Origin of the sequence: Corynebacterium sp. BD556 (assembly GCF_038452275.1) — a bacterium.
GTDB lineage: Bacteria > Actinomycetota > Actinomycetes > Mycobacteriales > Mycobacteriaceae > Corynebacterium > Corynebacterium mayonis.
In genome coordinates, this window is sequence record NZ_CP141643.1 from 1,019,210 (window position 1) to 1,037,083 (window position 17,874).

General features: G+C 62.9%; 16 protein-coding genes. 6 read left to right on the forward strand and 10 right to left on the reverse strand.

The genetic code is table 11. The features are described from left to right. Positions 1–365 precede the first annotated feature (365 nt). A complete protein-coding gene (ftsY, locus tag VLL26_RS04840; RefSeq protein WP_342319977.1) occupies positions 366–1,817 on the reverse strand; it encodes a signal recognition particle-docking protein FtsY in 1,452 nt (483 codons plus the stop codon). A gap of 30 nt (positions 1,818–1,847) precedes the next feature. Next, a complete protein-coding gene (gene smc, locus VLL26_RS04845; protein WP_342319978.1) occupies positions 1,848–5,288 on the reverse strand; it encodes a chromosome segregation protein SMC in 3,441 nt (1,146 codons plus the stop codon). Between the two features lie 4 nt (positions 5,289–5,292). Here smc and VLL26_RS04850 point away from each other — a divergent pair, with 4 nt between their 5' ends. After that, positions 5,293–5,442, forward strand: coding sequence for a hypothetical protein (locus VLL26_RS04850; protein ID WP_342319979.1), 150 nt, complete (start codon positions 5,293–5,295; stop codon positions 5,440–5,442). A gap of 172 nt (positions 5,443–5,614) precedes the next feature. On the opposite strand, the gene VLL26_RS04855 is transcribed toward VLL26_RS04850, so the two are convergent. Beyond that, positions 5,615–5,914 carry an acylphosphatase gene (locus VLL26_RS04855; RefSeq protein WP_342319980.1) on the reverse strand — a complete coding sequence of 100 codons (300 nt, stop codon included), beginning with the start codon at positions 5,912–5,914 and terminating at the stop codon, positions 5,615–5,617. 101 nt (positions 5,915–6,015) lie between these two features. On the opposite strand from VLL26_RS04855, the gene VLL26_RS04860 reads away from it, so the two are divergent. From VLL26_RS04860 to VLL26_RS04870, 3 genes are read left to right on the forward strand one after another with little or no spacing between them, the layout of a single operon-like run. Further along, positions 6,016–7,689, forward strand: a complete 1,674-nt coding sequence (locus VLL26_RS04860) for a carbon starvation CstA family protein (protein ID WP_342319981.1) — start codon at positions 6,016–6,018, stop codon at positions 7,687–7,689. Positions 7,690–7,692: 3 nt separating this feature from the next. Continuing rightward, positions 7,693–7,947, forward strand: coding sequence for a cory-CC-star protein (locus VLL26_RS04865; protein WP_342319982.1), 255 nt, complete (start codon positions 7,693–7,695; stop codon positions 7,945–7,947). Further along, complete coding sequence (locus VLL26_RS04870; RefSeq protein ID WP_342319983.1) at positions 7,938–8,837, forward strand: ArsA family ATPase; 900 nt, start codon at positions 7,938–7,940, stop codon at positions 8,835–8,837. The genes VLL26_RS04865 and VLL26_RS04870 overlap by 10 nt, the downstream gene beginning before the upstream one ends. Here VLL26_RS04870 and VLL26_RS04875 read toward each other — a convergent pair. From VLL26_RS04875 to gdhA, 6 genes are all read right to left on the reverse strand, one after another. Next, on the reverse strand, positions 8,834–10,336 hold the full coding sequence (locus VLL26_RS04875) for an alanine/glycine:cation symporter family protein (RefSeq protein WP_342319984.1): 1,503 nt from the start codon (positions 10,334–10,336) through the stop codon (positions 8,834–8,836). The two genes, VLL26_RS04870 and VLL26_RS04875, sit on opposite strands and share 4 nt — an antisense overlap. Positions 10,337–10,373: 37 nt before the next feature. After that, the gene (mutM, locus tag VLL26_RS04880; protein WP_342319985.1) at positions 10,374–11,207 is read right to left on the reverse strand and encodes a bifunctional DNA-formamidopyrimidine glycosylase/DNA-(apurinic or apyrimidinic site) lyase; all 834 of its coding nucleotides are present in this window, start codon (positions 11,205–11,207) and stop codon (positions 10,374–10,376) included. Positions 11,208–11,210: 3 nt separating this feature from the next. After that, positions 11,211–11,990 carry a ribonuclease III gene (gene rnc, locus VLL26_RS04885; protein ID WP_342319986.1) on the reverse strand — a complete coding sequence of 260 codons (780 nt, stop codon included), beginning with the start codon at positions 11,988–11,990 and terminating at the stop codon, positions 11,211–11,213. Then, a complete protein-coding gene (locus tag VLL26_RS04890) occupies positions 11,987–12,523 on the reverse strand; it encodes a YceD family protein (RefSeq protein WP_342319987.1) in 537 nt (178 codons plus the stop codon). The genes rnc and VLL26_RS04890 overlap by 4 nt, the downstream gene beginning before the upstream one ends. Positions 12,524–12,555: 32 nt before the next feature. Continuing rightward, entirely contained in the window at positions 12,556–13,311 is a 756-nt protein-coding gene (locus VLL26_RS04895) for a DivIVA domain-containing protein (protein WP_342319988.1), read from the reverse strand. Between the two features lie 62 nt (positions 13,312–13,373). Next, on the reverse strand, positions 13,374–14,720 hold the full coding sequence (gdhA, locus tag VLL26_RS04900) for an NADP-specific glutamate dehydrogenase (protein ID WP_342319989.1): 1,347 nt from the start codon (positions 14,718–14,720) through the stop codon (positions 13,374–13,376). A gap of 245 nt (positions 14,721–14,965) precedes the next feature. Between gdhA and VLL26_RS04905 the strand changes: the two genes are divergently transcribed. Then, a complete protein-coding gene (locus VLL26_RS04905; RefSeq protein ID WP_342319990.1) occupies positions 14,966–16,117 on the forward strand; it encodes a glycerate kinase in 1,152 nt (383 codons plus the stop codon). On the opposite strand, the gene VLL26_RS04910 is transcribed toward VLL26_RS04905, so the two are convergent. Next, a complete protein-coding gene (locus tag VLL26_RS04910) occupies positions 16,087–16,485 on the reverse strand; it encodes a hypothetical protein (RefSeq protein WP_342319991.1) in 399 nt (132 codons plus the stop codon). The genes VLL26_RS04905 and VLL26_RS04910 overlap by 31 nt on opposite strands. A 31-nt stretch (positions 16,486–16,516) precedes the next feature. On the opposite strand from VLL26_RS04910, the gene VLL26_RS04915 reads away from it, so the two are divergent. Continuing rightward, entirely contained in the window at positions 16,517–17,851 is a 1,335-nt protein-coding gene (locus VLL26_RS04915) for a DUF4921 family protein (protein WP_342319992.1), read from the forward strand. Positions 17,852–17,874 lie beyond the last annotated feature (23 nt).

Sequence of the window (17,874 nt, forward strand, 5' to 3'; positions counted from 1 at the left end):
CCAACGTCTACCCGGCTGACCTTGCCCGACGACGCCAAGCAACAGCAACACTGCACACTGGGACGCACCTTCCCCCAGAAAAAGGAAACGCCTACCCTCATCCTTCGCCTTCACCCGCGAAGGCATATACGGCGCACAAAAAGGTGGCACTTAGTTGAAAAAGCGCACCAGCTCACCTTCCACCCCACATCCGCCACCCCCTTTGCACCCACATGACCCCCGTGCCATCGACCGCCCCACCGATTCACCGCACCGGCGCGACCAGACGGCTTTGCCTGTGGGCACCCACACTACGTAGCACTGGCGACAAGCCGACCAACGCAATGAAGGCCCCGCTATGCAGCGAGGCCCACACCACACCTGACTTACCCGAGCAAAGCGTCGACGAAGCTTTCCACCTCGAAGGGAGCGAGATCGTCGGCTCCTTCGCCGAGGCCCACGAGCTTGACGGGCACCCCCAGTTCCTCCTGCACTTGAAAGACAATGCCGCCTTTCGCGGTGCCGTCCAGCTTGGTCAATACCACGCCAGTGATGTCCACGACGTCCCGGAACACCCGCGCTTGCGTGATGCCGTTTTGGCCGACAGTCGCGTCAAGAACAAGCAGCACCTCGTCTACATGAGTTTTCTTCTCCACGACCCGCTTGACCTTGCCGAGCTGGTCCATCAGGCCGGTCGCGGTATGCAAGCGCCCCGCAGTATCGACCAGAACCACATCGGCGCCCTGCTCGACGCCGGTGGCCACGGCGTCGAAGGCCACGGCTGCCGGGTCCGCGCCCTCCGTGCCGCGCACGGTGGAGGCGCCCACACGCCTGCCCCACGTCTCCAATTGATCCGCCGCAGCCGCACGGAAGGTATCCGCGGCGCCGAGGACTACGGAATGACCCAGCGAGACGAGGACTCGCGCCAGCTTGCCGGTCGTGGTAGTCTTGCCGGTGCCGTTGACGCCGACAACGAGGATGACGGCAGGTTTACCGTCGTTAGGCATGGCCTTGATAGAGCGATCCAGCTCTGGCCGCGCCGCCTCGATGAGGGTCTGGCGCAGCATCGCCCGGGCCTCGGCCTCGGAGGACACGCCGCGCTCAGCGATTCTTTCGCGCAGGCTCTCGGTCACCTTCATGGTCAACTGCGCGCCTAAGTCCGCCATGATGAGGGTGTCCTCGATCTCCTCCCACGCGTCCTCGTCGAGGTCACCAGCGGTGAGGATGCCGAGCAGCCCCTGGCCGATCGCGTTTTGCGAGCGGGACAGGCGCCCACGTAGTTTGCCCATCCGCCCCGCAGCCGGTTCGATCTCGTCGCGGGCCTCGCCGGGTTCAGGCTCCGCCACGACCGCGCTTTCCGACGGCTCAGCCCCCTCGCGCAGCGCCTGATCGGCCGCCTCCGCAGCCTCCGCGGCTTCTTCCTCCACGTCACTGCGCTTGTCGACGTCTACCGGTTCAACCTGCTCAACCGGCTCCGCCACCGTGGGTTTTACAGACTCCGGCGTCTCGGCGGGAGCAACCGGCTCCTTCGGCATCTCCGCGATCTGGGGTTCCTCCGCAGCCTTGGGCGCCTCATCGGCCGTGGGCGCGGAAGTGCTGCCGTCGCGGCGGACGAGATCGGGCTGGGCGGCCGCGGGGGCGAAGTTGAATCCGCCCGTGGCCTGGTAGTTGCCCGACCTGTCTTGCTGGGTCAGCTCCTTCGGCTCCTTCTTTTCGAAGGTCACCGTCTTCGACTTCTTGCGGCGGTGGCCGGCGACGATAACGCCTGCGACGACGAGGACGAGCGCCACCAGGGCAACGATGATCCAAAGAAGGGTCGTACTAGTCATGGCATCCATAGTGCCAGTAACCCGGTGCGTCGCGCGCGATCACTCCCCGGCGGGGTTCATCCGCTGGGAGATGACGCGGGTGATGCCGTCGCCGCGCATCGTCACGCCGTAGAGGACGTTTGCGACGTCCATTGTGGGCTTCTGGTGGGTAATCACCAGAAGCTGGGAGTCGCGGCGCAGCTCCTCAAGCAGGGCGATGAGGCGGCGCAGGTTAACGTCGTCAAGCGCGGCCTCAACCTCGTCGAGCACATAGAACGGGCTCGGGCGCGCCCGGAAAATCGCAACGAGGAAGGCCAGCGCCGTCAAGGACTTCTCCCCGCCCGAAAGCAGGGAAAGGCGCTTGACCCGCTTGCCGGGCGGGCGGGCCTCAATTTCAATACCCGTGCTGAGCATATCCTCCGGCTCGGTGAGCACGAGGCGGGCCTCGCCCCCCGGGAAAAGGGTCTGAAATACCCGGGGAAACTCGGCCTCCACATCGCGCCACGCAGCAGTAAACAACTGGAGAATCTGGGCGTCGACCTCGGTGATGACGCCACTGAGGTCCCGGCGCGCCTGGATGACGTCAGCAAGCTGTGTGGACAGGAAGCTGTAGCGCTGCTCAAGCGCCTTGTATTCCTCAAGCGCGAGCGGGTTGACCTTGCCCAGCGTGCGCAGATCCTTCTCCGCCTGCCGCAGGCGGCGCTTTTCGGCGGCACGGTCGAAATCTTCGCCGGGGGTGTAGCCGGCGAGCAGGTCGGCGATGGCGATGCCGAGGGACTCCGTGATCTTCGTCTCCGCCTCGTCAATGCGGACCTGCGCCTGCGAGCGGGCGATGTCGCTTAAGTGCGCGCTGTCCGTCAGCCGTTCGAGCTGCTGGCGGGTCGCGCTGACTTTCGACCGCGCCTGTTGCTGCTGGGCACGCAGCGAATTGACGGTCGCGGCGAGTTCGTCGCGCTGCGCGGTGGCGCGTTCGAGCGCGGCGCTGGTGCGTGCCACGATGTCGCGGGCGTGCCCCGCCACGACGCGGGCCAGCTCCGCCTCCGCACGTCGCTTCGCCACTGCGGCCTCGTGGCGAGCCTTCGCTTGGTGCTCGTGCTCGGCCTGCCGCCGCAACGCATCACCGCGGCCTGCGAGGGAGCCCGCGGCCTGCTGGGCGCTGCGGGCAGCAAGGGTGGCCTCCATCTCCACCGCCTTCGCTTGGCCCAGGGCGGCGCTGGCGCGGTCACGCTTCGCGGTGGAGGGCTCGTCTGGATTGTCCTGCCCGTCGACGCGGGCGAGTCGCTCGCGGGTTTCCGCCAGCTCGGCGCGACGCTGGGCAAGACGCGCCTGCGCTTCGTTGGCCCGCTCGCCGGCCCGCCGGTGCTCCTCCTCGTTCGCCTCCATCTGCTTCTGTAGACGCTGGTGGTCGCGCCGCCACGCCTGAAGGTTGGTGTCATGTTCGCGCAACGCCGCCTTCGCCCCGGCCGCCGCGACGCGGGCGTCCTCAGCGGCGATCTTCGCCCCCTCAAGCGTGCCGGAAAGCTCCTCCAACTGGGCCTGGGCAACGTCGAGTTCGGCTGTGGCGCGGTCAATGTCCCCGCTGATCTCGACGGAGGTGGCGCGGCCCGATCCGGCCGCCACCCATCCCTCACCGGTCAGGATGCCCTCACGGGTGACGGCGCGTAGCCGAGGGTCGGCCTCGACGAGGCGACGGGCGTGCTCCGGGGTGTCGGCAAGAGCGACGTCGACAAGCAGGCGCGTCAACGGACCGCGGATCTCAGGGGCAAGCTCGACGTGGTCGAGAAGCCAATCCACCTGCTGGTCGCTGTCTAGGCGCCACGAGCTGCCGCCCTTTGGGTGGATTACCACCGTGCGCTGGGCCGCGGCAAGCCTTCCCACCACATCTTGTGCACCGCCGACAAGCGCCTCCGCATAGGGACCAAGCGCCGCCGCCAACGCCGTCGCGGTGCCGTCGCGCGCAGTGACCAGCCCGGCGAGCGGCGCAAAACCCTCCCCCAACACGTCGGCCGCCGTAGCCTTCGGTGTCTGTTCACGCAAAGTGTCAATGCGCGCGGAAAGGGAAAACACCGCGCGCTCCCTCTCGCGTTGCATGGCCCGCAACTGCTCCAGCCGCTGCTCTGCGGCAGCGGACTCGCTCAAGGCGCACCCGTTAGCCTCGTCCAACGGAGCACGCTCCGCCTCCAGCTCAGCGAGGCGTTCGGCAACGTCGGCGGCTTCGCGCTGCGCGGCGCGAAAGCGTTGCCCCGTCTCGGCGAGTGTCTCTTGCAGGCGGCTGATCTCCTCCTCAGCCGCCTCAACTGCCGCGCTGTGCGACTCCTCTTGCGCCAGCAGGCGCACCACGCCCTCGCGTCGATCAGCGATCACCCTGACCTGCGCGAGGTGCTCTCGCTCCGCCTCGTCGAAAGCCTCCTGCAGGTCGGCGACCTCCTCACGGACCGACTCCAGGCGCTCCGCCGCCTCCTCAGCCTTTTCCACGGCCAGTGCGAGCTGCTCGTCGGCGGCGGCGGCCCGCAAAGCCAGGTCATCCGGGTCCTGACCGTGCCAGGCCACATCAGCGCGGGCGTTGCCGGCCCGCTCGGTGGCGATGCGCACGGTCGCCGCAGCGCGCTCCGCCAGCGTAGAAAGCGCAAACCACACCTGCTGCGCCTCCTCGGCGCGCGGTTCAACATCCTGCTGCGCCTGCTCTATCGCCTCCTGAGCCTCGACAGCCTCCTGCAGCGCAGCGGAGGCCGTCTCCACCTGATCAGCAAGAATCTGCGCGTTGCGGGTGGCGTCGGAAAGCTGGGCGCGCAACGTGACCACCTCATCACCGGCGAGGGTCAGTCGGGCGTCGCGAAGCGTCGACTGCACCGTCGCGGCGCGCTTGGCCGCCTCAGCCTGGCGGGCCAAAGGCTTGAGTTGCTTGCCCAGCTCATCGGTGAGGTCTTTAAGCCGGTCGAGGTTGCCCTGCATGCTGGCCAACTTGCGCTGCGCCTTCTCCTTGCGGCGGCGGTGCTTGAGCACACCAGCGGCCTCCTCGATAAAAGCGCGGCGCTCCTCCGGGCGCGACTCCAGAATCTCCGAAAGCTTTCCCTGCCCCACAATGATGTGCATTTCGCGGCCAATGCCGGAATCCGACAAAAGCTCCTGGATGTCCATCAGGCGCGCCTTCGAGCCGTTAATCTCATACTCGGAAGCGCCGTCGCGGAACATACGACGGGTAATCGCCACATCGGTGTAATCGATGGGCAAGTGCTTGTCAGTATTGTCGAAAGTCAGCGTCACCTCCGCCCGGCCCAGCGGCTTGCGCTCGCCCGCACCGGCAAAGATCACGTCCTCCATCTTCCCGCCGCGCAGGTTCTTCGCTCCCTGCTCGCCCATCACCCACGCAAGCGCGTCGACCACATTCGACTTACCCGAGCCGTTCGGCCCGACCACGGCACAAATGCCAGGCTCGAACTTCATCGTGGTCGCCGAAGCGAAGGACTTAAAGCCCTTGAGCGTCAGCGATTTGAGGTGCATTGGCGTGATTTTAGGCTATGCCCAACTTCGCCACGCCATTCGCGTCGATCTGCGTGGTCGCTTCGGAAGAAACCACCGGCACACCGACGAAGGTGAGCGCCGGTCGTGCACCTATGACAACAGCGGCGAAGATCCCGCCGGATTGGTCGCCTAGAAGTACAAGGCGATAAAGGTGGCGCTAGCGGTGCGCTGCGCCAGTGTCGCGCCAGCCACCCCGAACCACTCCCCGTCCACCCTTAATGCAGCGGCCAGCGGGCACAGTGGGTGTCTTCGGCGGCGTTGGCAGGAAATAACTGCTTGCCGGTCATCGTTGTCGCCCGGAGCCGCTATCGTTTCGTGAATCCTTTCTCGCCGCGTGGCGTGGAGTACTGCACAGCGACAAAATCGACGCGGCCCGGGCGCTGCGCACCGGAGGGATCCTCTCGCAACAGTGTAAGAAGCTGCTCGGCCGCGGCAGCTTCTCCTTCAGCCACGACCTGCACTCGGCCATCGGAAAGGTTCGTCGCGTGACCAGAAAGACCAAGTTCGAGGGCGCGCGAGCGGGTCCACCACCGGAACCCCACCCCCTGGACCTGGCCACGGACGAAGGCTGTCATACGGGTGTGGGCCGAGGCGGTTTCACTCATGCCCGTCAGCATAACCAGTCAAAAGCGAGAGAAGTCACAGATAACTGTTATAGTTTCCGAAATCACTTTAAAACCTCGTCGCTGTCCCGAAGGAGACTTCAATGAATTCCCTCTGGCTCGTCCTGATCGGCTTGAGCATGTTCGCGGCCGGGTACCTTCTGTACTCAAAGTATCTTGCCTCGAACGTCTACAAGCTGGAGGCGCAGTATCGCACTCCCGCCCACACCATGAACGATGGTGTGGATTACGTGCCCACCAACAAATACGTCTTGTGGGGCCACCACTTCACCTCCGTAGCGGGTGCCGCCCCCATCGTCGGCCCCGCCGTCGCTGTGATCTGGGGCTGGCTGCCCGCCTTCTTATGGGTCACCTTCGGCACCGTGTTCATCGCCGGCATGCATGACCTGGGAGTGCTGTGGGCCTCCGCCCGCCACAAAGGCCAGTCCATTGGCACCCTGTCCGGTAAATACATTGGCCCGCGCGGACGCAACCTGTTTTTGGTGGTTATCTTCCTCCTGCTGCTCATGGTCGTCGCCGCCTTCGGCGTAGTCATCTCCGGCCTATTGGTCTCCACACCGACCGCTGTTATCCCGACATGGGGTGCGCTTGTGGTCGCGCTTGTAATTGGTCAGGCCATCTACCGCCTGAACTGGAACCTGCCGCTGGTCTCCCTAGTGGGCGTTATCGCCCTGTACGGACTGATGATTCTGGGCGATCGCTTCCCTGTTTCCCTGCCGGAAAGCGTCTTTGGCCTGTCACCTGCAGCAGTGTGGATCATCCTGCTGTTTATCTACGGCGCTATCGCTTCCCTGCTGCCGGTGTGGGTGCTGCTGCAGCCGCGCGACTACATCAACGGTTTGCAGCTCTTTGTCGGCTTGGGCATCCTCTACGGCGCGATCATCGTTTCCTCGCCCACCTTGGTCGCCCCCATGGTCAACAGCAACCTGCCGGAAGGCACCCCCTCCATCGTTCCGCTGCTTTTTGTCACCATCGCCTGCGGCGCAATTTCCGGATTCCACGGAACGGTCGCTTCCGGCACCTCATCCAAGCAGGTGGACAAGGAAACTGACGAACGTTTCGTCGGTTACTTCGGCGCGGTTGGCGAAGGCCTTCTCGCTTTGGGTTCGATCATCGCCACCACCGCCGGATTCAAAACGCTTGCCCAGTGGGAGGAGATCTACCAAGCGTTCAACGCGGGCGGCGTCAAAGCCTTTGTTGCCGGCGGCGGCGCCATCATCAATGAGGGCCTGGGTATTCCTGTGTCCCTGTCCGGCACCATACTTGCCACCATGGCGGTGCTTTTTGCAGCCACAACGATGGACTCCGGGATCCGCCTCCAGCGCTTCGTGGTCCAGGAAATCGGCGAAATCCTCGGCGCGAAACTCTCCGGTGTTTGGGCCACCATTATCGCCGTCACTGTCGGCTTGGGGCTGACCTTTTCCACTGGCGGGGACGGCTCCGGCGGCGTGTTGATCTGGCCTCTGTTTGGCACCACAAACCAATTGATGGCCGCACTATCCATGTCGATCATCGCCGTGATTCTGGTTCGTTTGCGCCGCCCAGTTCTGCCAGTTGTTGTTCCGCTGCTGTTCGTTTTGACGCTGTCCGTGTGGGCGCTTGTGGTGCAACTGATGCAGTTCATTTCCAAGGGCAATTGGTTGCTGGCCGGCCTCGACATTGTGATCCTGGCCTGCGCCTTGTGGGTTTCCGTCGAGGCCTTGGCTGCTGTCAAGCGAGCAAAGACCGAGACCACTGCGGATCCTGCCTTCGTCTAGAACATGTCGGTGTTTTCGCGTCTCAATGAGGCCATGAAGGAGTTTTACGTGGCGCCTTACCGCGCCACGTTCGCGCAGGCGAGGCGCGAGGAAGACGACTTATTTATGCTTTTGGTTTTGTCTGAGGCGTTGGGCGTTGACAATCCGGCCAGTTTCTACACCATCGAGCTTCTGCCCGTTCTCTACGAGGAGTTCCACGCGTGGCACACACGCATGGGCCTCGACCGATCCCCTTTGGACCATATCCAGTGCTGTTAGAACACCCAGTTATCTTCTTCGGCGGCAAAGGTGGCGTAGGCAAAACTACGCTCGCCGCCGCCACGGCGCTTTCACTCGACGATGCACTTTTAGTCTCTACCGACCCGGCCCACAACATCGGCCACGTTTTCGATGTACCCGTCGGCGACGAACCAACTAAATTGCGCGAAGGCCTCTACGCCGTGGAAATCGACCCGACCGCCACCACGGATGCCCACATCAAACGGGTGGAGCACACGATGCGCCAGTACACCCCCGAGCGTTTGCATCGCCAAATCCGCGCGCACATGGACCTAGCGCGTACCTCCCCCGGCATGCACGAGGCGGCCATGTTGGAGCGCATCGCACAGATCGTTATCAATTCTGAGCACAAGCATGTGGTTGTGGACACCGCTCCGACCGGTCACACGACGCGCCTGCTGGCCCTTCCAGAGCTCATGAGCGCGTGGGTCGACGGGCTTTTGGGTCGCCGCGGGCAGTCGGAGCGTTTCGGCGAACTTGTTCGCGGTTTGGGCGGCGAGGACCCGATACGTCGCCGCGACGAGGAGATCCGCCATGTTCTCAACCGCCGCAAGCAGCTCTTTGGCTCGTTTCGCGACCTTATCAAAGACCCCGACAAGACCGCATTTGCGCTCGTGACCATCCCTGAGCGCGTACCTGTCACCGAGTCGCTTGAGCTTGCCGGTGCCCTTCACCAGATGGGTGTCCACCTCGGCGGCATTTACATTAACCGTTGCTCCCCCACCGACCAAGGCCCGTTGCTCGCCGAGCGCGCACACGAAGAAGCCGCCCAGATTGGGCGGCTTGAGGGGATTAAGGTGGCGCAGCAGAAATTGCCTTTGCTTGCCGACGCCTCCCCGAAGCGCGTAGCCGAGTTGCTGCGCGCTTAGGTAAATTCGCGCAGGGAGCGGCGTTCGACCCAACCGCGGCGGGTGGCTGAATCGGAACCGTCCCACACCTCGACGTTTTTCAGCTCCGGCAGCATGTCGCGGTGAAAGACCGGGTCGATGCCTTGCTTGCGTTGGTCGTTGAAGTTTTTCAGCAGCTTGATAGCCACACCGGCCAGCGGGATGATCGCGATGAGGTTAATCGTCGCCATCACTCCGGCCATCGTGTCGCCCAAAGCCCACACCAGGGGCACGGACCCGTAGGCGCCGAAAAAGACGAAACCTAACACGCCAAAGCGGAACAAGGTCATTACTGTCTTGGATTCGGAGAGGTATTCAATGTTGGCTTGCGCCAGGTAATAGTTTCCTATCACCGAGGAAAACGCCAGGAAGAACAGAACGAAGGTGATGAAGTGGGCGCCCCAGGCGCCGACGGAATCGGCCAACGCTGACTGCGTCAGCGATGCTCCCTGCATGTCATCGCGGCCATAGGACACGGCTGGTCCGAGCAAGACAATGAACGCGGTGATCGAACAGACGACCAAGGTGTCAAAGTAGACGCCGAGCGCCTGCACCAGTCCTTGCTTGACTGGGTGCGACACCGTCGCAGTTGCGGCGGCGTTCGGGGCGGAGCCCTGACCGGCTTCGTTGGAGAACAGGCCACGGCGCATACCGTAGGCAAACGCCAAGCCTATCGACGCTCCGGCGACCTGCTTGAAGCCGAGAGCGTGACCGACGATCAGGGCGATCATGGCCGGGACCTCTTGGATATTGAGCACAACGACGACTAGACCGATCAAGATGTAGGCGGTAGCCATGAAGGGCACGATGATTTGGGTGACGCTGGCAATGCGGGTCACGCCGCCAAAGATGACGATGGCTGTAAGGCCGGCGATGATGACGGCGACAACCGTTTTGAGCGCCACGGAATCGCTGCCCACCGAGCCGCCGACCGCCTCAACGATGGAGTTGGTTTGGATCGCGTTGTAGACAAAGCCGTAGGTAAAAGAAAGGGCAACCGCGAAAATCGCCGCCAAGGGCTTCCATCCCAGGCCGCGCGTCATGTAGAAGGCGGGGCCGCCGTGGTAGTGCCCCTCAGCATCCCGCGACTTCCACAACTGCGCCAAGGTCGACTCGATAAACGCTGTTGCACCACCAACCAAAGCGATGATCCACATCCAAAACACCGCGCCTGGCCCGCCAACCGAGATCGCCAGTGCCACACCCGCGATGTTTCCTGTTCCCACGCGTGAGGCCGCTGAGATGGTAAACGCCTTGAAGGCGGAAATACCCATCCTGTCGTCGGCGGCAAGCTCATTGCCTTTCTCGTCGCGGGGCACCGGGCGCTCCGCGACGGCCTTGAGCATCTGCGGCACAAGTCGCACCTGGACGAAGAAGGTACGGAAGCCGAAGTACAAACCAGCCGCTAGCAGCGCCCACGGCAAGATACTCCAAATAATTCCGTTGATTGTTCCATCAACGAACTCTGTTGCTTTTTCCATGGGTGGCATCTTAAACCCGCACGGGTCTAGATGTGTATCAAAGCATTTGGCAACGGGGGCAGTAATGCGCGGATCTCCCGTTGACCACGGTGCGCAAAACCTCGGTTGCGCAGGCGTGGCACGGCTTGCCTGCGCGGCCGTAGACGTGAAGCGAGCGGGAGAAGTATCCGGAAGCGCCGTTGACGTTGACGTAGAGGGAATCGAAGCTCGTCCCCCCTTGTTCGAGGGCTTGGGCCATAACGTCACGGGCCTTTTCCAACAGGTTCACCGCGTCGCGTTGGCGCAAAAGTCTAGCCCGCCTGGTGGGTTTGATCCCCGCCGCCCACATGGCCTCGTCGGCATAGATCGAGCCGATACCGCTGACCACGGACTGATCCAACAGCACCGTCTTAATCGCCGAGTTCTTCTTCCGGATGACCCGGGCGGTGTTTTCCGCGTCGAAAGCGGCCTCGAAAGGGTCAGGGGCGATATGCCGCACCCCAGCGGGAATGAGATGTCCGGGGGTGAAAGGATCGCGAACTAGGGGCGAATACTGCCACGAGCCGAAGGTCCGCTGATCAACAAAACCCAACGTCGTGCCGGAAAGTTGCGCTCGAATACGCAAGTGCGGGCTGGCGAACTTACCGATGAGCATCTGCCCACTCATGCGCAGGTGGACAATGAGTGCGGCGCCGTCGGACAGTGTCAACCACATGAACTTGCCGCGCCTGCCAGTGCCCGTGATGGTCAGGCCGGCAAGGATCTCGCTTACATCCACATCGTTGCCGCGCACAGCACGGGGATGTAACACCTCCACCGCGTCGAAGCGCAGTCCTGTCAGATGTTCGTCGAGGCCCCGGCGGACCACCTCTACCTCAGGAAGTTCAGGCACGAACTAGCTTTCTTCCTGCGCCGCCAACGCGATGAGCTCGGGGCGCTCGCGCAGCAAAAAGACCGCCTCACGCGCGGCGTTTTGCTCCGCAGTTTTCTTATTCTGTCCGCGACCGAAGCCGCAGGTTTTCCCCCCGATGACCACTTCGGCGGTAAAGACCCGTTCGTGCTCAGGCCCCGAGGAGCTGTACTGGTACTGCGGCTGGGTAGCGCCGAGCTGCGCGACGCGCTCCTGCAGCACCGTTTTCCAATCGTGGCTAGCTTTCGCCTCATCCAATTTCTGCGCAAAAAGGCGCAAGATCACGTCGCGGGTGACCTCAAAGCCGTGGCGGCGGTAAATCGCGCCGAGTAAAGCCTCGGTCGTATCCGCCAAGATCGACTCCTTGTCGCGGCCACCAGTGACTTCTTCACCTTTGCCGACAAGGATGTGGGCGCCTAGGCCGATGTCACGGGCGACGTCGGCAAGCGCGTAGCGTGACACCACCCGCGAACGCATCGGCGACAGGTCGGACTCGGGGCGCGAGGGGTAGCGCTCGAAAAGTTCGTTGGCCACCGACAAGCCAAGAACTGCGTCCCCCACGAACTCAAGACGCTCATTGTTCGGAAGCTGATCGTGTTCGTTGGCGAAGGAACGGTGAGTCAACGCCAAACGGAGAATGTCGTCGTCGAGTTCAACCCCCAGCGCGGCGAGCAGCGGGGCGTGATCAACGGCGTTGAAGCTTTCATTCCACGCCTCGGGTCCCGTCGGGCGATTCTTCCGCGACCTGCGCGAAGCCCGGCTCACAGAAACTTCTCCAGGGCGGCCCACCGCGGATCCACCGCATTGGACTCTGCGCCGGAGATCCCGTCCGGTTCGGGAACGTCTGCGTCCACGTCGCACTCCGGCTCGCAGGTCGGATTGAAAGGCAGGTTCATCCCCATCTCATCGACGAAGGCTTGTTCTAAATCCACAGTGTTGTCCACCATCGCCGGGATTTCATCGCCGGAGCCCTTTTCTTGCTCCGTCAGCGCGTCGCCCCCAATGAAGTCCTCGCTGCCGGAAAAAACCACGTTGACGCTCATCGTGAACCCAGGGCTAAGTGGGGCCAGGCAGCGCACACATTCACCTGCCAAGGTTCCGGATGCTGTGGCATCCACCAGCACCCCGGAGCCGAGAGGGGTGACCACCGCCTCGACGGTGACCTCTGCTCCCTTTTCAAGCGCAATCATCTCAGGGCCGATCCGTGACGGTGACGGCCCCGTCTGCCTGAGCGTGACCGGCAGTCCGTCGCCGTTGATAGCTTCGGAAACATCGAAGACAAAGGGGTTAGTAGCCATAACAGCCACCAGATTACAACGAAACGTCCGCCTTAGTAATCCGGATCTCGGAAGGGGCGGCGAGAGTAGCCCGAGTCGTAGCCTTGATCGTAGCCGGATCCCGAAATTCCTGCGCCGCGGCGCAGGGCGGCACGGTCCGAGGACACCGTGCGCAACACGGAATTGAGGGTGTCTTCAAAGTCCGACAGTTTCGCGTCGACATAGTCATCGCACTCGGTGCGCATGCGGCTGGAGTCGTTGCGCGCCTCGTCTACCAAGCGGCGGGCTTCTTCGTCGGCGCGGCGCATTACCTCGGACTCGCTGATCAGGCGTTGCTGCTCATCGCGCCCCTCCGCGACGCTGCGCTCATACTCTTGGTTACCTTTGTCCACCAAGCGCTCCGCCTCGGCGCGGGCGGAGCGGACCGTGGAATCGGCGTCCTCCTGGGCGCGAACCATGATGTGATCCGCGTCCTTTTCGGCGTCGGTAACGAGCATGGTGGCGCGCGATTGGGCGTCGGAAAGCATGCTTTCAGTCTGGCTATGGACGTCTTGCATGATGCGGTCCGCCTCATCCTCCGCCTCATTGACCATGGAGGAAGCACGTTCCTGTGCGCCCCGGAGGATCTCATCTTGTTGGTCAAGAACGTCCTGCGCATCGTCGATTTCAACCGGGAGGGCATCCCGAATCTCGTCGAGAAGCGAAAGCACGTCGTTGCGGGGCACCATGCAATTGGCTGTCATGGGAACCCCGTAGGCCTGCTCCACCATCCGGACGAGTTCATCGAGTGCTTCAAAAACGCGATACATAGCTACCTAGCGTACTGGCAAACCCAGATCAGTCGCGCTGGCACACCGCCGACGCGCCGAGACTAAATCACGCCCTGCGCAAGCATTGCGTCGGCAACCTTCTTAAAGCCAGCGATGTTCGCACCCACGACATAGTCACCCTCGCGGTTGTACTCGCGGGCGGTGGACTCGGCCGCCTTGAAGATGTTGATCATAATCTGGTGCAAACGCTCGTCCGTGTAGTCGAAGGTCCACGAATCGCGCGAAGCGTTTTGCTGCATCTCCAGTGCAGAAGTTGCCACACCACCAGCGTTGGCGGCTTTGCCTGGGCCGAAGGCGACGTTGTTTTCGCGGAACGCCTCCACAGCCTCAGGAGTTGAGGGCATGTTCGCACCCTCGGCAACGTAGCGCACGCCGTTGCTGATCAAAAGCTGTGCATCTGCGCCGCTGATCTCGTTCTGCGTCGCGCACGGAAGTGCCACGTCCGCTTCCAGGCCCCAGATGCCACTGCCCTCGTGGAAGGTTGCGCCGGTTGACTCCTCCGCATACACGGAGACACGCTCGCGGCGGTTTTCCTTCACATCGCGCAAAAGCTCCACGTCGACACCATTCGGTGTTTCTACCCAACCGCAGGAGTCGGAGAAGCCAACCACGGTTGCTCCCATTTCCTGCGCCTTCTTGATCGCGTAGATGGCCACGTTGCCGGAACCGGAAACGATCACCCGGGCGCCGCTGAGCGATTCCCCGCGGGCCTTCATCATCTCGTTGGTGAAATAGACGCAGCCATAACCGGTTGCTTCTGTGCGCACCAAGGAGCCGCCCCAAGACAGTCCTTTGCCGGTCAGGGCACCCGACTCGTGTTGGTTAGCCAGGCGGCGGTACTGACCAAAGAGGTAGCCCACCTCACGGCCGCCGACACCGATATCGCCGGCCGGCACGTCGCGGTATTCACCGATGTGGCGCCACAGCTCCGACATGAAGGACTGGCAAAAGCGCATGATCTCGCCGTCGGACTTGCCTTTCGGGTCGAAGTCGGACCCGCCCTTGCCGCCGCCGATGGGAAGGCCCGTCAGGGAGTTTTTGAAGATTTGCTCGAAGCCGAGGAATTTGATGATTCCCAGGTTGACCGAGGGGTGGAAGCGCAGCCCGCCCTTGTAGGGGCCAAGAGCTGAGTTGAACTGGACGCGGAAACCGCGGTTGACGCGAATCCCGTTGTTGTCGTCCATCCACGGTACCCGGAAGATGATTTGGCGCTCCGGCTCGCACAGTCGCTCGATGAGGCCGTAGTCGGCGTAGTGGGGGTCCTTCTCCAGCACGATCTTCAGGGAGGACAAAACCTCCGCGACTGCCTGGTGGAACTCCGGCTCGCCCGCGTTGCGCTTGAGCAGCTTGTCGTAGTAACCGGCAACTTCCTGTTCGATGGAGGTCATTGGGCACCCCTTTCTGCGGTGTAGTGAATACCTACCAGACGGCAGGTTTATAGCGGGATTAACAATACGCCCCCGCACCTTCACCGCAACACGTAAATCCAACTATGTGAGATAAATCTCTCTCAATAAAACACTTGGCAACACTTTGACAACCCAAGAAATACAAGCACCTAAAATCTGATTCCGACTGCTAGCTGACCATTCGCCGCCTGCTCACACACTCCCACAGAAAGGCTGATCCACCCGTGGCTTCTTCCGCCCAGCCCACCTTCGGCCCCCACGCCCACAACCCCCATGACGCTTCTGCACCATCACCGGTGGTGCTCATCGCAACCGACGCCGGCGCCGCGGCAAACCACGAAGAAATCGCCGCATGGATCGCTGAAGGAGTACGCAGCGTCATCCAGGACGCGAAGATCACCCTCGCCCCGCTGTCCAACGGCACAGCAGGCACCGCCGCGCTTTTCGTCGGCGAAACCGTCACCTTGCCCACCACCGACTCCGCCGGGCGTCTGACAGAGGCGAGCTACACTTTCGACCCCTCCACCTCCACCGCCTTCATCGACCTCGCCGCAGCCACCGGACAACAAGACGCGGCCACACTTCTAGGCGGCGACACCTACGGCACGGGCGTGCTCATCGCCGATGCACAAACCCGTGGCGCGAAGCGCATCGTGTTGGCGACCGGCGGGGACAGCACCCTCGACGGAGGCACCGGCATCCTCGTCGCGCTCGGCGCTGCCCCGCTCAACGCCGCCGGATACTCAATACATCCCGGCGCGCGCGGCCTTTGCGAACTGGCCACTATCGACACCGCCCAACTCAACATCCCCGCCGCCTCACTCAATTGGCTTGTGCTTGCCGACGACACCCCCACCGCCACCGAAGCTGCCCGCCGCCTCGGGCAGCAGCTCGGCGCCCCCGAAAAAGACATTGCTGTTGCCGAGCAAGGCTTGGCACGGCTCGTGGAGGTCACCGGCGTCGACCCAGATGCTCCCGGCATGGGCGCTGGAGGTGCGGCACCGATAAGCATCACCTGGCTGTCGCACCTTCTGCACGGCACGACCGAACACATCACAGTCATCCCCGGCGCCCAGTTCACCGCCGCGATGCAGGGGCTTGACGCACTCGCGGCCGGTGCGTCTTTTGTCATCACCGCCGACATCGCCTCCGGGGGAGCCCCCGGCGGGGTGACGCACACCGTGGCCGCCGCGGCGGCGAAAGCCGGGCGCCCAACCGGGGTCATCTCCGGCTCTATCGGCGGGATCCTGCCGGAAGGGGTGCTCGAAGCCGACATCGACTTTGGCGGGAACCGGGATCAACTGCGCCGTGAACTGACCCGCGCTGGCGCCGAATTAACCGTCGACTACCTGCGAATTTCCACAGTCCAAGGGTAAATCGAGGCGACCTCAAAACGGTCCTGGTCATGCAGCTCCACCGGGTCTTGTGGCAGTGAAGCCTTCGGGGTGAGCACCCGCGACAAGCCCATCGCCAAACTGTTCATACTGGATGCTCCCTCAGCGCTAATGAGAAAACGGTGCACCCGCGCACCGGCGGCTTCCGGGTCCTCACCACGGTCAACGCGGTACGTTTTCTGCAGCTCGTCGACGGTTGCGGCGTCGATAAGCGGCGGCTTGTCGTGGACACACTCGCCGGCCGTGAGCCTGCCGTGCTTAACCAAAATGTCAAGGGCCCTCTGGAAAGTCTCGCCCACCTCGCCCGCATCGCTATCGGGGACAAGGACATCGAATTGAATGATCGGCATAAACCAAGGCTAACCAATAGTCTTGGGTTCCATGACCTCACCGATCCATTCCCACCACGAGATGCTGGCCACCATGGCCGACGGGACCATCAAACAGATCAACCCCTTCTCCGGCACCCAAGTGTGGACGGTGCCCGGACGCGGTGATCGCCCCTTGAACGCCCCCGCCGCCGATCCAGTGGCCTTGAGCCCGGCGGACTTCACCTCCACCTGTGCGTTTTGCTCAGACAACATGACCAGCACCCCGCCCGAAAAAACACGCATTGTGCAGACAGCCAACGGCTGGGAAATCCTGCGGGACACACCGGTGGACAAACTGCACGACACCACAGCGCAGTTTCGGCGCGTGCCGAACCTGTTCGAGATCGTCTCCTACGACTACTGGAACAAAAACTACGACTACAACATGCCCGAGGACAAACGCTTACACATGCAGCGCTACCTCGCCGATGACGCCGGGCGCGAACACCTCCTGCACATCGCCCGCCTGCGGCTCGGCTCACACGCACAAGGGCGCAGCGAGGAAGATCTCCTCACACTGGCTCCTGCCTACTTCGGTGGCGGCCACGACGTTGTCATTTCCCGCCGACACTTTATCGACGGCGCCCACGACAGCTCCCAACTAGCGTCGTCGGGAAGCTTAAGCCCCGAGGAACACCGTGCGTTCATCCGCCTGACCATCGACGGGGTGCACGAACTTTTCCGCGCCAACCGCTATGCCCCCTACGTTGCCGTTTTCCAAAACTGGCTCTCCCCCGCCGGCGCTTCCTTCGACCACCTGCACAAACAGCTCGTGGCCATCGACGAGCGAGGCGCGAGCAACGACCGGGAAATAGAAAAGCTGCGCGCCAACCAAAATATGTACAACGAATTCGGCGTCAACTACGCCTTCTACAAAAACCTGGTCATCGCCGAAAACGAACACGCCATCCTCATCGCCGGCATCGGACACCGCTACCCCACCGTCGTGTTGTATTCCAAGTCCGCCGCCAGGCAACCCTGGCAGATGAGCGAGGACGAACAACGTGACTTTTCCGACCTGCTCCACGCCGCGCACGCCGCCACCGGCGCCGCGATTGCCTGCAACGAGGAGTGGCACTACACCCCGATCGACCTAGACATTCCGATGCCCCTGCGGGTCAACCTGAAGTGGCGGGTGTCCACCCTGGCCGGTTTTGAGGGAGGCACGAGGATTTACGTCAATACCTTGTCGCCCTACGATATCCGCGATCGTGTAGTGACCAACCTTTATCAGCTACGCGCCGCTGGCCGCATCGCCGATACCATCGGGGTGGCCACCGAGTGCACCGCCGTGCGCAACAGCCTGCGCTACAACCCTGCTGTGGGTGGCGCAGGGCATCTATGAAAGGCCTAGCGAAGCACACGCCG

Bases quoted from the DNA above. Each gene is read 5' to 3' on its own strand.
- VLL26_RS04865 (WP_342319982.1), top strand. From the start codon at position 7,693: ATGTCGGTGTTTTCGCGTCTCAATGAGGCCATGAAGGAGTTTTACGTG.
- smc (WP_342319978.1), bottom strand. From the start codon at position 5,288: ATGCACCTCAAATCGCTGACGCTCAAGGGCTTTAAGTCCTTCGCTTCG.
- VLL26_RS04895 (WP_342319988.1), bottom strand. From the start codon at position 13,311: ATGTATCGCGTTTTTGAAGCACTCGATGAACTCGTCCGGATGGTGGAG.
- VLL26_RS04910 (WP_342319991.1), bottom strand. From the start codon at position 16,485: ATGCCGATCATTCAATTCGATGTCCTTGTCCCCGATAGCGATGCGGGC.
- VLL26_RS04855 (WP_342319980.1), bottom strand. From the start codon at position 5,914: ATGAGTGAAACCGCCTCGGCCCACACCCGTATGACAGCCTTCGTCCGT.
- VLL26_RS04875 (WP_342319984.1), bottom strand. From the start codon at position 10,336: ATGGAAAAAGCAACAGAGTTCGTTGATGGAACAATCAACGGAATTATT.
- gdhA (WP_342319989.1), bottom strand. From the start codon at position 14,720: ATGACCTCCATCGAACAGGAAGTTGCCGGTTACTACGACAAGCTGCTC.
- VLL26_RS04915 (WP_342319992.1), top strand. From the start codon at position 16,517: ATGACCTCACCGATCCATTCCCACCACGAGATGCTGGCCACCATGGCC.
- ftsY (WP_342319977.1), bottom strand. From the start codon at position 1,817: ATGGATGCCATGACTAGTACGACCCTTCTTTGGATCATCGTTGCCCTG.
- VLL26_RS04860 (WP_342319981.1), top strand. From the start codon at position 6,016: ATGAATTCCCTCTGGCTCGTCCTGATCGGCTTGAGCATGTTCGCGGCC.
- VLL26_RS04890 (WP_342319987.1), bottom strand. From the start codon at position 12,523: ATGGCTACTAACCCCTTTGTCTTCGATGTTTCCGAAGCTATCAACGGC.